Source organism: Polaribacter vadi (genome assembly GCF_018861005.1).
GTDB lineage: Bacteria > Bacteroidota > Bacteroidia > Flavobacteriales > Flavobacteriaceae > Polaribacter > Polaribacter vadi_A.
On the sequence record NZ_JAHKQL010000037.1, the window covers coordinates 61,776 to 77,565 of the forward strand.

Genomic DNA, 15,790 nt, shown 5'->3' on the forward strand with positions numbered 1-15,790 from the left:
ATTTATGGAAATGCAACAATTTTATTATGACAATAAAATAGTCAAAAAGTTTATCTACGCTACACTTCTATGGGGGATAGTAGGTTTTAGTGTAGGTTTACTTTTAGCTTTTATGTTTTTATTCCCAAATTTAACAGACGGAATTTCTTGGTTAAGTTTTGGTAGATTAAGACCATTACATACAAACGCAGTGATTTTTGCTTTTGTAGGTAATGCAATTTTTGCTGGGGTTTATTACTCATTACAAAGATTATTAAAAGCAAGAATGGCTAGTAATTTTTTAAGCAATTTTAATTTCTGGGGATGGCAAACTATTATTGTAGCAGCCACAATTACATTGCCTTTAGGTTATACAACATCTAAAGAATATGCTGAGTTAGAATGGCCTATAGATATTGCAATTGCTTTAGTTTGGGTAGCTTTTGGTGTAAATATGATTTGGACTATTTTACAAAGAAGACAACGTCATTTATATGTTGCTATTTGGTTCTATTTAGGAACATTTGTAACAGTTGCAGTGCTTCATATTTTTAATAGTTTAGAATTACCTGTTAGTTTCTTAAAAAGTTATTCTGTTTATGCAGGTGTACAAGATGCATTAGTTCAATGGTGGTATGGTCATAATGCTGTAGCATTTTTCTTAACAACACCTTTTTTAGGTTTAATGTATTATTTTGTACCCAAAGCTGCAAATAGACCTGTATATTCTTATAGATTATCTATTGTACATTTTTGGTCTTTGATTTTTATTTACATCTGGGCAGGACCACATCATTTATTATATACATCATTACCTAACTGGGCACAGAATTTAGGGGTTGCTTTTTCTGTTATGTTAATAGCTCCTTCTTGGGGAGGTATGATAAATGGATTATTAACTTTAAGAGGTGCTTGGGATAAAGTAAGAACAGACCCAACTTTAAAATTTATGGTTGTTGCAATTACTGGTTATGGTATGGCAACTTTTGAAGGCCCAATGCTATCTCTTAAAAATGTAAATGCAATTGCTCACTTTTCTGATTGGATTATTGCTCACGTTCATGTTGGTGCATTAGCTTGGAATGGTTTCTTTACTTTTGGTATGTTGTATTGGTTAATTCCAAGAATGTTTAAAACTACATTATACTCAAAAGGATTAGCAAATTTTCATTTCTGGATTGGTACTTTAGGTATTATTTTATATACATTACCTATGTATGTAGCTGGTTTTGTACAAGCTTCTATGTGGAAACAATTTAACCCTGATGGTTCTTTAACGTATGGTAATTTCTTAGAAACTGTAAATGAAATTATACCTATGTATTGGATGCGTGCAATTGGTGGTACAATGTTTATTATTGGTGCAATTGTAATGCTTTACAATGTTGTAAGAACTGTAAAACAAGGTAGTGGAGTAGAAGATGAGTTAGCAGAAGCTGCAGCTTTAACAAAAGTATCAACACACAGAACCAAAGGAGAAGGCTACCATACTTGGTTAGAAAGAAAACCTATTAAATTAACAATTTATGCAACAGTTGCAATTTTAATTGGTGGTATTGTACAGATTATACCAACTTTATTAGTCGAGTCTAATATACCAACAATAAGCAGTGTAAAACCATATAGCCCTTTAGAATTAGAAGGTAGAGATTTATATATAAGAGAAGGTTGTGTTGGTTGTCACTCTCAAATGATTCGTCCTTTTAGAAGTGAGGTAGAACGTTATGGAGAATATTCTAAAGCAGGTGAGTTTGTTTATGATCATCCATTTTTATGGGGTAGTAAACGTACAGGACCAGATTTACATAGAATTGGTTCTAAATATTCAGATAGCTGGCATTTAAACCATATGTACGATCCGCAAAGTACATCTCCAGGTTCAATAATGCCTGCTTACAAATGGTTAGTTCGTAGTGAGTTAGATAAATCATCTACAGAAGGTAAAATGAAAGCTATGGTTTCTTTAGGTGTTCCTTATTCTGATGAAGAAATAGCAAATGCACAAACATTAATGGATGCTCAGGGAAAACAAATTGAAGAGAACCTATATCAAGATCCTGATTTTGCTAAAACCTATGAAGCTGATAAAAAATACGCTAAAGATAATGGGCAAGAATTTGTAGAAATGAAAGATAGAGAAATCGTTGCTCTTATTGCTTATCTACAAAGATTAGGTACAGATATTAAAGTAAAAGACGAACAACAAATTTCTAAAAAATAAAGTATGCTAAAATTTGTAAAAAACCATATGGAAAGTATTACAGGTATAGAAATATACCCATTAATATCATTAATTATCTTCTTTACCTTTTTTGTAGCCTTGTTTTGGTGGGTGTTTACTGCAAAAAAAGAATATATAAATAAGGTAAGTAACATTCCTTTAGATCACTAAAAAAACAAAAGAAATGAAAAAAAAGATTCAATCTACAGTTTATATATTATTTGTAATAATAACATTTTTTGCACTTTTAAAGTCTTTTATGGCTTATGAAAAACCATTAAATTTCTTAGAAAACCCTTTAGTTTGGGTGGCTTTAATAGGTTTTATTTTAGTATTGATTTTAAAAGAATATGTAAATGTTTTAGCTATAACTAAAGCTAGAGAGTTACAAAACGAAAAAGATGGTATTGCACCAGAAGCACCAAATCTTTGGATTAAAAAGATTCTAAAATCTTGGACAAAGGCTAAAGCAGTTGAGCAAGAAGAAGAAATTATTTTAGATCATAATTATGACGGAATTAAAGAATTAGATAATTCTCTTCCACCTTGGTGGGTATATATGTTCTATGCTACAATAATATTTGCTGTTGTTTACTTAGTTCGTTTTGAAGTAATGGATGGTGATACACCAGAAATGGAATATGAAAAAGCAGTAGCAGAAGCAAGAATAGAAATTAATAAATACAAAGCAACTTCACCAGATGTTTTTGACGTAGCTAATTTAGAACTTTTAACAGACGAAAAAGATTTAAAAAGAGGTAAAGCTGTTTTTAATTTAAACTGTGCTTCTTGTCATTTAGCAGATGGAGGTGGATCTATTGGGCCAAACCTTACTGATGAATATTGGATTCTTGGTGGTGGAATTAAAAATGTTTTTAATACAGTTTCTAAAGGTGGTAGAGATGGTAAAGGTATGATTGCATGGAACAAAACTATAAAAGCAGAAGATATTGCAAAGGTTTCTAGTTATGTTTTGTCTTTGCAAGGCACAACACCTGCAAAACCAAAAGCACCTCAAGGAGAAGTGTGGAAAGCTGATTAAAAAAGATATAGAAGTAAGCTCTAATATTTTTTGCAAATCTAAATAGAAAAGTAAATAAAGAATTAAAAGTTAGTTAGTAATAGTAGTATGGAAACACCCAATAACGAACATTTTAGAGATAGTATTGGTACTATAAACGAAGAAGGTAAACGTTCTTGGGTTTTTCCTAAAAAGCCAAGTGGAAAGTTTTACAAGTACAGAACCTATGTAAGTTACTTTTTACTTATTTTTTTATTGTTAGCACCTTTTATCAAAATAAATGGTAATCAATTTTTACTTTTTAATGTATTAGAACGTCGTTTTAATATCTTCGGATTTCCTTTTTGGCCACAAGATTTTCATCTTTTGGTAATTTCAATGATTACAGGTGTTGTATTTGTAATTCTATTTACGGTAGTTTTTGGTCGTTTGTTCTGTGGATGGATTTGTCCTCAAACCATTTTTATGGAAATGGTTTTCAGAAAAATAGAGTATTTGATTGATGGTGATAGAGGAAAACAAATCCGTTTACAAAAACAACCTTGGAATGCAGAAAAAATTAGAAAGCGTTTACTAAAATGGTTTATCTTTTTTATAATATCATTTTTAATTGCAAATGTGTTTTTAGCTTATTTAATTGGTGGAGATACTGTAATAAGTTATATAACAGGTAATCCTTTAGATAATATTAGAACACTTATTTCTTTATTGATTTTTACAGGTGTATTCTACTTTGTGTTTGCTTGGTTTAGAGAACAGGTATGTATAATTGCTTGTCCTTATGGTAGGTTACAAGGTGTTTTATTAGATAATAAAACTATAAATGTTGCTTACGATTACAAACGAGGAGAAAGAGAACAAGGTAGATCTAAATTTAAGAAAAATGAAGATAGAGCAGCTTTAGGAAAAGGAGATTGTATAGACTGTAAACAATGTGTGGTTGTTTGCCCTACAAATATAGATATTAGAAATGGTACACAATTAGAATGTGTAAACTGTACTGCTTGTATAGATGAATGCGATCATATTATGGAAAGTATAAACCTACCAAAAGGTTTAATTAGGTACGCAAGCGAAGAAAATATTGCAGAGAAAAAAACATTTCATTTTAGTGCAAGAATTAAAGGCTATTCTGCAGTTTTATTAATTTTAGTTGGCATTTTAGTTGGTATGCTGTTCTTAAGAAATAATGTGGAAGCAACCATTTTAAGATTACCAGGCCAATTGTATGAACATAAAGAAAACAATATTATCAGTAATGTTTATACATACAAAGTAATTAATAAAACTACAAAAGATATAGAGGATGTTAGCTATAAAATTCTATCTCATAATGGAGAAATAAAACTGGTTTCTAATCACAATTTTGTAGTGCCAAAACAAGGTTTAGCAGAAGGTACTTTGTTTATAGAATTAAATGCATCTGTCTTAAAAGACGATAATATAGATATAGAAATTGGTGTTTTTAGTGGTGATAAGTTAATTGAAACAACAGAAACAAATTTCTTAGGGCCAAGAAATTATAGATAAATCTTAGAAGCTTAGATTTTTAATAAAAATGAAAATCTTTACGATTGATGAACGAGTGAAATAATCTGTTAATTATTATAGATTAATTAAGAGATTGCTTAGTAATGTAGGCAAAGACTAAAATAAAATAAGAAATTATGAAATTTAATTGGGGAACAGGTATTGTAATAACTATCATCGCATTTATTGCGTTTATAATGTATTTTGTAATTACAATGAGTACAGATCATGCCTATAGTCACGATTTAGTAACAGAAAAATATTACGAAGCAGAATTAAATTATCAACAAGAAATAGATGCAAAACAAAATGCATTTAATTTAGATGATAAAGTTAATATTCAAAGAGATAGTAAAGGTTTGTTAATTAAATTTCCAGAGAAATATCAAGCAAAAGAAATTAAAGGAAAAGTGTTCCTATATAGACCATCTAATAAACAATTAGATTTTGAAATACCTATTTCAATTTCTAAAAATTATTTGCTCGTGCCTGAACAACGTTTATTAGATGGTCGCTGGAACATTAAAATTCATTGGAACTATAAAAATAAAGATTATTTATTAGAAGAAGAAATTGTTTACTAATGTTGTTATCTGCAATCATATTTGGTTTATTAGGTAGTTTTCACTGCATAGGTATGTGTGGGCCAATAGCATTTATGTTACCTGTAGATAGAAAAAAACCAGTTAAAGGTTTTTTTCAAATTGTTAGTTATCATTTTGGTAGATTGTTTACTTACAGTTTAATAGGTCTTTTATTTGGTTTTTTAGGTAAAGGTTTTTACTTGTTTGGTTTTCAGCAACAACTATCAATAATTGTTGGAGTTTTAATGATTGTATCTATTTTATTTCCTAAAATTTTACAGAAATTTTCAATATCAAAAAAAATAAGTACTATTATTTTAAAAATTAAAAATGCTTTAGGAAAAGAATTAAAAAAGAAAGGAAATGACACTTTTTTTACAATAGGTTTTTTAAATGGGTTTTTACCTTGTGGCTTAGTATATATGGCACTTTTTGGAGCTTTAGCAACTTCTAATGCTTTTTTAGGCAGCTTATATATGTTCTTATTTGGCTTAGGTACAATTCCGTTAATGACAGCTTTTGTCTATTTAGGAAATTTTACAAAAGGCAGTTTTAGAAATAAAATTCAAAAAGTAATACCTATTTTAGTTATATTTATTGGTGTTTTTTTTATTGTTAGAGGGTTAGGTTTGGGTATACCATATATTTCTCCTGCACCAATATTAGAAATGACAGGGAATACAATTACTAAATGTCACTAGTAAATTTTTGTTTTACTTATCTACACTAAATTTATTTTAATCGACACTAGTTTGGTGTTTATCTGCTGTAATATACTTTATTTAGAAAAATAAAGTAATTTTGCTTGGCTAAACCATTCTATAATGCATAAAAGTAAATTAAAAATTTTATTGGTAGAAGATAATAAAATAGAAATAATAAAATTAAAAAAATCTATTTCTAATGAACTTCAAAATTATGTTCTAACAATTGCAAATAATGGTTTAGAAGCACTGTCTTGTGTAGAAAAAGATATACCTAGTATGATCTTGTTAGACTTAAACATGCCAGATATGAATGGTATTGAATTTTTAACCATAATTAAAGAGAAAAAAGATTTAAAACACATTCCTGTAATTATATTAACCACTTCAAGTAACAATGATGATATATCAGAATGTTATAGATTAGGTATTGCAGGTTATGTAGTAAAACCTCTTAAATTTGAAGATTACGAGTTAAAAATACAAGCAATAATGAATTATTGGAATTTCAACGAATTTTTAAAAATATAAAATTATGAAAGGTATTGTTTTTACAGAATTTTTAGAATTAGTAGAAGAGAAGTTTGGTATAGAAATGGTAGATAAAATTATAACTTCATCAGATTTAGAATCTAATGGAGTTTATACTTCTATTGGTACCTATAGTTTTTCTGAAATGTTACAACTTTTACAACATTTAAGTAATAATACTGGTGTTTCTATAGATGATTTATTATTAGTTTATGCAGAACATTTTTTTAGTGTCATAGAAAAAAGTTACCCTGGTTTATTAGCTACCTACAAAGATCCTATAGAAATGATATCTTCAATAGAAAATCATATTCATATAGAAGTTAGAAAAATATATCCAGATGCAGAATTACCTGTTTTTATTTTAGAAGAAAAAACAAAAAATTCATTAACACTTATTTATAAGTCAAGTAGAGCAATGCATCATTTTGGTTTAGGCTTAATGAATAAAACATTCGAACATTTTAATAGTTCTGCAGAAATAGTGCTAGAAAAAATTAAAGAAGATGGTACAGAAGTTCGTTTTGTAATTACTAAAAATTAATGAGTCAAGATAAAATTGACATATTAGAAAGAGCACTTTTAAGGCAAAAAACCGCCAGAAAACAAGCTGAAAAAATTCTCGAAGAAAAATCTTTAACGCTTTATAATACTTCACAACAATTAAAAGAAGTAAATAAAAAGTTAGAGGGTTTGTTAGATGAAAAAAGTTCTCAGTTAAAAGGTGTTTTCGAGAACATTAATGATGCTTATTTAGTAATGGCAATTAATGGTAGTGTTCTTAAAATGAATGATGTTGCAGAGACCCTTTTTGGTTTTAACCCAAAAGAAACAGAAGTTAATGTACTAGATTTAATATATAAAGAAGATTACAATTATGCAGTAAAATCTTTTTTTGAACTATTAAATAAAGGTCGTTTTTCTAATTTTAGTGCAAGAGTTACGTCAAAAAACAATAAAATTAAATGGGTGAATATAAATGCTAGTATAATTTATGATAAGAATAATAAACCCATTGCAGCACAAGGTATTGTTAGAGATGTAACCAAGCAGAGAGAAGAACAATTAGTTTTAGATTTAGTAAATAATACAGCTAAATCTGTTTTAGGAAAAGAAGATTTAAGTGAAATTGCTTGGGAAATCTCTAGCAATATTGCCAATTATTTAGGTAACAACGATTGTGTATTATACTTGGTAAATAAAGAAAATAATACTTTAGATCAAATTGCTGCTTATGGCGAAAAAGTAAATGGTAGTAATAAAGTGTATAATAACGGAATTTTACCACTAGGTAAAGGTATTTCTGGTAGTGTAGCATTAACAGGTAAATCAGAAATTATTAATGACACTTCTAAAGATAAAAGATATATTTATGAAGATAAAATAAGATCTTCAGAAATTACAGTGCCAATTATTAGTGATGGTGAGGTTATTGGAGTAATAGATGCAGAACATGAACATAAAAATTACTTTACTCTAGAGCATAAAAAAACCATTGAAAATATTGCAAACCTTGTTTCTTTACAATTAAAGAGTGCTATTAACTTAAAAGAACGAATTAAAGTTGAACAAGAAAATAAAGATTTAGTAGCAGAGTTAAGAAGAAGTAATGATGAACTTAAAGAATATGCACATATTGTTTCTCACGATTTAAAATCACCATTAAGAAGTATATCCGCTCTTGCAACTTGGATAAAAATGGATAATGAAGATAAATTTGATGAAAATAGTTTAGAAAATTTTGACAATATCGATTTAACTTTAGAGAAAATGGAGAATTTAATTACAGATATTCTAAAGTTTTCGAGTATAAATACAAATGCCAAAGATAATGACAAGGTTAATTTAAATGATTTGGTAAAAAACCTTATTAATACAATGTATGTGCCAGATATTATAAGCATAAATGTATTAAATACTCTTCCTATTGTTCAAGGTGATAGTGTAAAATTTGAGCAACTTTTTCAAAACTTAATAGGTAATGCAATTAAATTTAGCGACAAAGAAAATGCATTTATAAATGTAGATTTTAAAGATCAAGGAGAGTTTTATAAATTTTCTGTTATAGATAATGGAATAGGTATAGAAAATAGACATTTTGATAAAATTTTTAAGATTTTCCAATCACTAAAAATATCCGAAGATTCTACAGGAATAGGTTTATCTATAGTAAAGAAAATTATAGATATTTATAAAGGAGAAATTTGGGTAGAATCTGAACTTGGTAAAGGAACTACTTTTCATTTTACAATTAAAAAAGAATAAAAATAATCAAGCTATTATTAAAAAAATAGCATTTGGTAAACCAAAAATTGTAGATTTCACTAAAAATAATAGTAATTATCATTAAAATTATTTAATTTTAATAAAAAAAATAGATTACTATGAAATGTATTATTGTTGATGATGAAAAAACAGCTAGAGAAATTATTAAAACGCTGTGTAAAGAATTCAATAATTTAGAAATTGTTGATGATTTTTCTGATGCAATACAGTCCATAAAATTCTTAAACGAAAATACTGTAGATTTAATATTTTTAGATATTCATATGCCGAATTTTAGTGGTTTAGATTTTATAAAATCATTAAAAAATCCGCCAAATATTATATTATCTACTTCAGACCCAAAATTTGCTTTACAAGCTTTTGAATATGATTTTATAGTAGATTATTTATTAAAACCAATAGAACTAGCTCGTTTTACAAAAGCAATTAAAAAAGCAGAAAATAAAAGAATACCTTTAATAAAAGCATCCTCAGACACTCAAGAAAAAGATGTTTCTAATGATTTTTATGTAAATATAAATAGACGTCTAATAAAAATAGATTTATCATCTATATATTTGGTAGAAGCTAAAGGAGATTATATTCAAATTAAAACAGATGATAAAAATTATATTGTTCATTCTACATTAAAGAAAATTGAAGAAAAATTACCAGAATCATTGTTTTTAAAAATTCATAGATCGTATGTTATAAATATAAAAAAGATCATTGATATAGAAGACAACAGTGTCTTAATAAAAAAAGATGTTATACCAATCAGTAGGTCTAAAAGACCAGAATTAATGAAACGTTTAGATTTACTTTAAAACATTAATCTTCACTTAATTTTATTTTATCTATAGATAAAATGTAAATAACGAAAAATCAAATTTTACATTTTAAATAGTTTTTATTTTTGTGGTATAAAAAATAAATCCACCATGAAAAAACTATTATTAATTCTTACAATTACATTCGTAAGTGTATTACAATCACAAACTTACAGTTACTTAGGCGAATATTCTAACATCGGAGTTCCATTATATTTAGAATCAGAAAGAGATGTTGTTTCTAATGAAACTTTAGAAATGATTAACAAGTCGTTACCAGAAAATTATCCAGTACCAGATTACAATCCACAATACATAACTGCTGGTTATGATACAGATATTAAATTAAATGAAAAGGCAGATGTTTGGGTAACATTTGTTAGTGAAGGTGCAGGATTTAAAAATACTTTAGGCTTTTATACTTACGATTTAGATAGCCCACTTACAGAATCGCCAGCATTACAAGATATAACTATAATTTTTCCTAATGCTTCTGCTTTACATAGTGGGGGTGGACTGCAAGTTGGTGATAAAGTGAAAATTGGAAATTTTGAAGCTGGAACAGGTATTGGTTGGGTTTTAATTGCAAATGGATGGAGCCAAACTACAGAAGTTGTTGGTTGGGGTAATTGGAGATTATATTCTAATCCAGATTTTAATCCAGAGAATAATGAAGAGTTAAGAAACCATAATGTTTTATTAGCAGACCCAGACAACGAAAGAGTAATTTTAGGTTTTGAAGATTTAAGAAGAGATTATGGTTCTGATGATGATTTTAATGATGCTATTTTTTATGTAACTGCAAGTCCTTATACAGCAATAATTACAGATAATTTAACTGAAGTTACAGAAGATGATAATATAACATCTGCTAACGATGGTGGTTTAGAAAGTAATGGTTCTTTAGCGAACTTAATTGCAAAAAGAAATTTTACAAGAGAAAAAGTTAAGAACAACTATAATAAGAAAGAAAATCAAGAAAAATATTCTAGAACAGCATATAAATCAAAATCTAATACAATAAGTTTAGCAGAATATTTACCAGAAACTGGTATGTATAAAACAGAAGTTGCAAAAGTTTCTAGCCCAGAAGACTTATTAGATATTACAAATGCTAAAGAGATTTTTTCTTTAGATATGTATCTAGGAGAAAAAAGAGTTTCTGCAGTATTAGCAACAACTACAGAAGGTAAAATATATGACCATTCTAAAATAATCTGTGATCGTTTAAACAATTCTAGTTTAGAGGATATTAGAACAATACAAACAAGAGGACATCAAATAATAGCAAGTTCTATTAAAAGAGCTACAGGAGAATTAGAACACACCCTTAGTTTTTCTATAAAAACTGATTCTGATGATTTTGAGTTGTTCAGCTTTTGGAATATTGAACAATATCCTGATGGAGATTATCAAAACTTTCAAATTTGGGGAAGTTCTTTTTCACAAGTCTTTACAATTGCAAATCATATTATTGATACTCATACTGAATTAAATGGTTTAAAAAGCACTAAAGTAGACCAAGTTTTACCTAATGTTTTTGTAAAATCTGGTAAATATTTAAATGGTGTAATAGAATTACAAATTGTAAACAAAACAAATGAAACATCTGTAGATTTTGTAGGTAGTATTGCAAATACAGAAGTTTCAAATCATCAAGAAGTTAGAGAAACATTTACTTTAACAGGTAATTATAACGAAGTTTTAAAAATAGAAACTGGTGTTTTGTTTGATATTGGTTTTTCTTTAGAAACAGCTTCTTCTCTACAAAAAGATGCTTTATACTTAGCAGACGGTCCTTGGGGATTAGATTATTTAGAAGACTTAGCAGAAGTAAACGAATTTAACATTACTACAGAAGAAAGAGTTTATGATGATAATAATTTTGATGTAGATAGAAATATATCTTTAGCAGGAAATGTAAAAGGAAACATTAATTTATTCAGACACCTTTTACCTGGAGATCAAACTTTAGAAGCTACTGAATTTAATTTTATGAACTTTAAAATTTCTAATAATCAACCTGTAGAAATTGTAATTATGCAAGAAGATGATAGAACTTGGGATAATAGATTAAGATATACAATACCAGCAAATTCTGATAAAAATATAATGAGTCTTTCTTTTGATATGTTTAAAGATGCAAACGGAACATCAGCAGAAATTAAAAACATTAAAACAATTGTTTTTTCAGTAATTGGTGATTATTCTACATTTAAATCATTCAATTTAACAATAGACAACCTATCTTTAAGTGCTTCTAATAGTGTATTATCTACAGAAGAATTTTCAATATTAGATGAAAGTAAAGTTGTAAACTATCCAAATCCTTTTTCAAGTACTACAACTATAGTATTACCAACTACATCTAGTGCTGTTCAAATTAAAGTTTTTGATTTATTAGGTAGGGTAGTAGATTTTAAAAATTTAGATACTTTAAGTACAAACAATAAAGTAAGTTATACTGCTCCTTCTTTAGGTACAGGTATTTATAAATACGTATTAAAAGATGATTCTAATAAAACTTACAAAGGAACTTTTGTAATAAGACAATAATATTTTATAAATAAAAATCCCTAATTTTATTGAAGAGACTAAAGTTTATCTTTAGTCTTTTCTTTTTTATAGAAAGGTTTAGCTAAAAAGTACCATTTAAAACGTAAACCAAACTCAGTATATGTAAAACCGGCAGAACCAGCAGTTGCAACTGCAGAAGCAATATTACTTTGTAGGCCATAAAAATTAATTAATGCACGTTCAGAAAACTTATAACCAAGATTACCTTGAATTCTATAAGTACTTTGTTGGTCATCATCCTCAATATACTGTAAACCAGTTGCTGCAGTTAGGCCATAAAACCATTCTTTCTTTTTTGCAGCAGCTTCATCTTTTATTAAATTAACAAAAATTTCTACAGCATTAAATTTACTAGGACTAAAGTAAATGGTTGGTACTTGATTTTTAAATGATATATATAGATAATTGATACCTCCTTTTATTGATGGTTTTGCTAAAATATTATAATACAAAGAGGTAAATAATAAATTTCTTGAATTATCATCATTTTGAAAAGTATAATAATATTGACTAAACCAACCTAAATTAAAATTGGTATTTAGACTATAGTTCACGATAATATTATTCTGTACAATTTCTCTATCTAATAATTCTGCATTAAAACTTTGAATATCTCTTTTGTAACCAACTTCTAAATTTTGAAGCTTAAATGGTTTTATTTGTAATGAAATATCTGCAATTAATTGATTGTATTTATTTACTTCTGAATTTGATGCAGTAACTCCTAAAGTACCTTTTAAAGTTAAATTATTTAGTAATTGATATGATGCACCTAATAACAAGTTATTAGATGAAGCTTTTAAATCTGTAACACTGTTAGATGTTGTTCTAAAATTATAATTTGCTAAAACTTTAAATTTTGTAGAAAAAGGAATTTCTATGTTAGCAGTATATGAATAAGCTTCATTATTACCATTATCATAAGAATATGCAGCTTTACCTTCAAAATTTGGTGTAAAACTTAAATCTAACTGTTTTATAAAATTAGTGGCATCTTTTTGTTTATCGTAAAATTTTAAGGTGTTTTCTGCACTAGTGTAGGCATTGTTATAATAACCAGAAGCTTTTAATGCATTTGCTTTACCAAGGTTACCATCAAAAGAAGCACTATCTTTTTCTAAAATTAAATTATAATCGGCAATACTCTTTTTAAAATCACTCTTATAAATATTAAGAGTTGCTCTTAAACTTAACATCCAATTTTCTATTGGTTTGCTATTTTCTATTAATTCATTAATTGCTGTATCTGCTTCTTTATATTTTTTATTCCAAATTAACGCCTGTATATTTCTTTCTGTAGTTTGTTTTTTTAGGTCTTTATCAGTTTCAGGAGTAATGTTTTTAACAGCTTCATTACTAATTTCTAAAGCTTTTTTATCATCTTCTCTTAAATGATATACTAAAGAAATTCCGTTTAAAGAAGTAAGAAAATTATCCTTTTTTAGTTTTTGATAAACTTCTTCTGCTTTATTAAACTGATTAGAAATTAAATATAAATTGGCTAAATTTAAAAGGGTTTCCTTATCATCTTTAAAAGATTTAAAATTCTCTTTTAAAAGATTTTCTGCTTCTTTATATTTTTGGTCTGTAACTAGCGTATTTGCTAAACCTAAACGCATATATTTTTTAGAAACCAGTGCATTTGGGTTACCAGGTAACACTTCTAAAGCTTTATCAACATTTATTAAGGCATTTTTATATTCTTTTAAATTAGATAAAGTATTAGCATAACCTAAAAGAGCTGCAAAACTTTTATCATTTTCTTTTAATAATTTTTGATAATAAACTTTTGCATCTGGGTAATTTGCACTCCATAAAAGAGATTCTGCATAATTTAATTTAACTTCAAAATCTGTAGGATAATCTTTTAATAAATTTACAAAAATACCTACAGCTTTTTCTGAATCACCATTTAAACCTACAGCTCTACCATAACATAATCTAGCTGTTTTATTAGTTGGATATTCTTTTAAAACTTGTTTAAAAAAAACTTCAGCTTTTTTGTATTTACCTGTTTCTAAATAAGTAAAACCTTCTTTCATTTCTTGTGTAAAACAATTGAGGCTCAATATAAATAAGATGAAAAATGAAATAAATTTTAAACGCATAGAACTTTTTATTGGAGGTTAAATAATTGAATTTAATTATCAGAAATAAAGGTAATTGTTTTTTGTTTAATATAATAGTTTAAAAATTTGTTTCTGTATGATATTTATATTAATTTAATAAAAAATTAAATCAAACAATATTTAAAATTATTAGTATGATTTCGTCCCTCAAAACATTGCTAAAAAAAGTAAAACCAGAACAAGTATTTATGTTAAGCGTTTTGCTTGTAAATGGTGGTAATTATTTATACAATTTAATCTTAGGAAGATATTTAGGCCCAGAAAAATTTGCAGATGCTGCAATTTTAATCACTTTTTTGCTTGTTTTATCTTTTGTAGCCATGACGTTTCAGTTGGTTACTGCAAAATTCTCAGTTTTATTCGAAGGCACAGTTTTTAATAATTTTATATCAAAAATGTTTAAAAACTCTACAATTGTAGGTGTAATTTTAGGCTTACTTGTAGTGTTGTTTTCTACCCAACTACAAATATTCTTTAGAACAACTACAGCAACAATGTTTGTGGTTTTTGGTTTAGGAATCCCTTTTTACTTTTTAATGAGTGTAAATAGAGGTGTTTTTCAAGGTAAAAAAGAACTTAATTCTCTTTCAATCACTTATCAAGGAGAAATGATTAGCAGATTGTTAATCACTTTTTTACTTTTTTGGTTATTAAATATTGAATCATCTATATTAATATCAATTGGTATTTTTTGTTCTTTTATCATTGCTTTATTTCCTTTTAAAACAAAAAATATTTCTTTTTTTAAATCGATTAAATTAGAAGATACAGAAAGCAAATTAGTTAGAAACTTTTTTATAATTACTGCATTTTATGAATTAACTCAAATCATTATTAATAATAGCGATATTTTATTAGTAAAACATTATTTTAATTCTGTTGATGCAGGTTTATACGCTTCATTAGCATTAATTGGTAGAGTAGTGTATTTTATTGCTTGGATGTTTGTAATGCTATTATTGCCAACCGTAATTCAATTAAAAAAAGAAGGTAAATCTACATTACCAATTTTAATGAAATATGTAAGTTATATAGCTGCAATTGCTGCCACTATTATTATAAGTTGTTTCTTTTTTCCGAATCAAATTATAGGAATACTTTTTGGTGGTGAATATGTTTCTATAGCTCCTTTATTATGGAAATATGCCTTGGCTACTGGTATTTTTGCGGTATCAAATATATTTGCCTATTACTATTTGTCATTAGATAAATATATACCAGTTGTATTGTCTGGTTTATTTGGTATGATGCAAGTTGTTTTCATCATTTTTTATCATGATTCTTTAGAGCAAGTAGTACATGTACAAATATTAACCATGATATTATTATTGATTATGCAATTAAGTTTTTTCTTTTTATCTAACTTTAAAGAACGATTAGCAAAATCTAAACAATAACACCATTTAACTAAAGATTTCT

General features: G+C 27.1%; 13 protein-coding genes. 12 read left to right on the top strand and 1 reads right to left on the bottom strand.

From position 1 onward, the window contains the following. Positions 1-4: 4 nt before the first annotated feature. The 11 genes from ccoN (at position 5) to KO506_RS16705 (ending at position 12,221) form a co-directional block, all read left to right on the top strand. Positions 5-2,200: a cytochrome-c oxidase, cbb3-type subunit I gene (ccoN, locus tag KO506_RS16655; RefSeq protein WP_215996064.1), complete on the top strand. Its 2,196-nt coding sequence runs from the start codon at positions 5-7 to the stop codon at positions 2,198-2,200. Positions 2,201-2,203: 3 nt separating this feature from the next. Continuing rightward, entirely contained in the window at positions 2,204-2,371 is a 168-nt protein-coding gene (locus tag KO506_RS16660; protein WP_068359046.1) for a cytochrome C oxidase subunit IV, read from the top strand. 13 nt (positions 2,372-2,384) lie between these two features. After that, positions 2,385-3,242, top strand: a complete 858-nt coding sequence (locus KO506_RS16665) for a cbb3-type cytochrome c oxidase N-terminal domain-containing protein (RefSeq protein WP_215996065.1) — start codon at positions 2,385-2,387, stop codon at positions 3,240-3,242. An 87-nt stretch (positions 3,243-3,329) separates the two neighbouring features. Next, positions 3,330-4,751: a cytochrome c oxidase accessory protein CcoG gene (gene ccoG, locus KO506_RS16670; RefSeq protein WP_215996066.1), complete on the top strand. Its 1,422-nt coding sequence runs from the start codon at positions 3,330-3,332 to the stop codon at positions 4,749-4,751. Between the two features lie 137 nt (positions 4,752-4,888). After that, positions 4,889-5,335 carry a FixH family protein gene (locus tag KO506_RS16675; RefSeq protein ID WP_215996067.1) on the top strand — a complete coding sequence of 149 codons (447 nt, stop codon included), beginning with the start codon at positions 4,889-4,891 and terminating at the stop codon, positions 5,333-5,335. Next, positions 5,335-6,036, top strand: a complete 702-nt coding sequence (locus KO506_RS16680; RefSeq protein ID WP_215996068.1) for a sulfite exporter TauE/SafE family protein — start codon at positions 5,335-5,337, stop codon at positions 6,034-6,036. The genes KO506_RS16675 and KO506_RS16680 overlap by 1 nt, the downstream gene beginning before the upstream one ends. Positions 6,037-6,159: 123 nt before the next feature. Further along, positions 6,160-6,570, top strand: coding sequence for a response regulator (locus tag KO506_RS16685; RefSeq protein WP_215996069.1), 411 nt, complete (start codon positions 6,160-6,162; stop codon positions 6,568-6,570). Between the two features lie 4 nt (positions 6,571-6,574). Next, a complete protein-coding gene (locus KO506_RS16690) occupies positions 6,575-7,114 on the top strand; it encodes a heme NO-binding domain-containing protein (protein ID WP_215996070.1) in 540 nt (179 codons plus the stop codon). Beyond that, entirely contained in the window at positions 7,114-8,835 is a 1,722-nt protein-coding gene (locus tag KO506_RS16695; RefSeq protein ID WP_215996071.1) for a GAF domain-containing sensor histidine kinase, read from the top strand. The genes KO506_RS16690 and KO506_RS16695 overlap by 1 nt, the downstream gene beginning before the upstream one ends. Positions 8,836-8,954: 119 nt before the next feature. After that, on the top strand, positions 8,955-9,662 hold the full coding sequence (locus KO506_RS16700) for a LytR/AlgR family response regulator transcription factor (protein WP_215996072.1): 708 nt from the start codon (positions 8,955-8,957) through the stop codon (positions 9,660-9,662). Positions 9,663-9,776: 114 nt separating this feature from the next. Next, a complete protein-coding gene (locus tag KO506_RS16705) occupies positions 9,777-12,221 on the top strand; it encodes a DUF4114 domain-containing protein (protein ID WP_215996073.1) in 2,445 nt (814 codons plus the stop codon). Positions 12,222-12,259: 38 nt separating this feature from the next. Here KO506_RS16705 and KO506_RS16710 read toward each other — a convergent pair whose 3' ends face one another. Continuing rightward, positions 12,260-14,284: a tetratricopeptide repeat protein gene (locus KO506_RS16710; protein ID WP_215996074.1), complete on the bottom strand. Its 2,025-nt coding sequence runs from the start codon at positions 14,282-14,284 to the stop codon at positions 12,260-12,262. Between the two features lie 221 nt (positions 14,285-14,505). Here KO506_RS16710 and KO506_RS16715 point away from each other — a divergent pair, with 221 nt between their 5' ends. Further along, positions 14,506-15,768, top strand: a complete 1,263-nt coding sequence (locus KO506_RS16715; RefSeq protein ID WP_215996075.1) for a sugar isomerase — start codon at positions 14,506-14,508, stop codon at positions 15,766-15,768. The last annotated feature ends 22 nt before the right edge of the window (positions 15,769-15,790 follow it).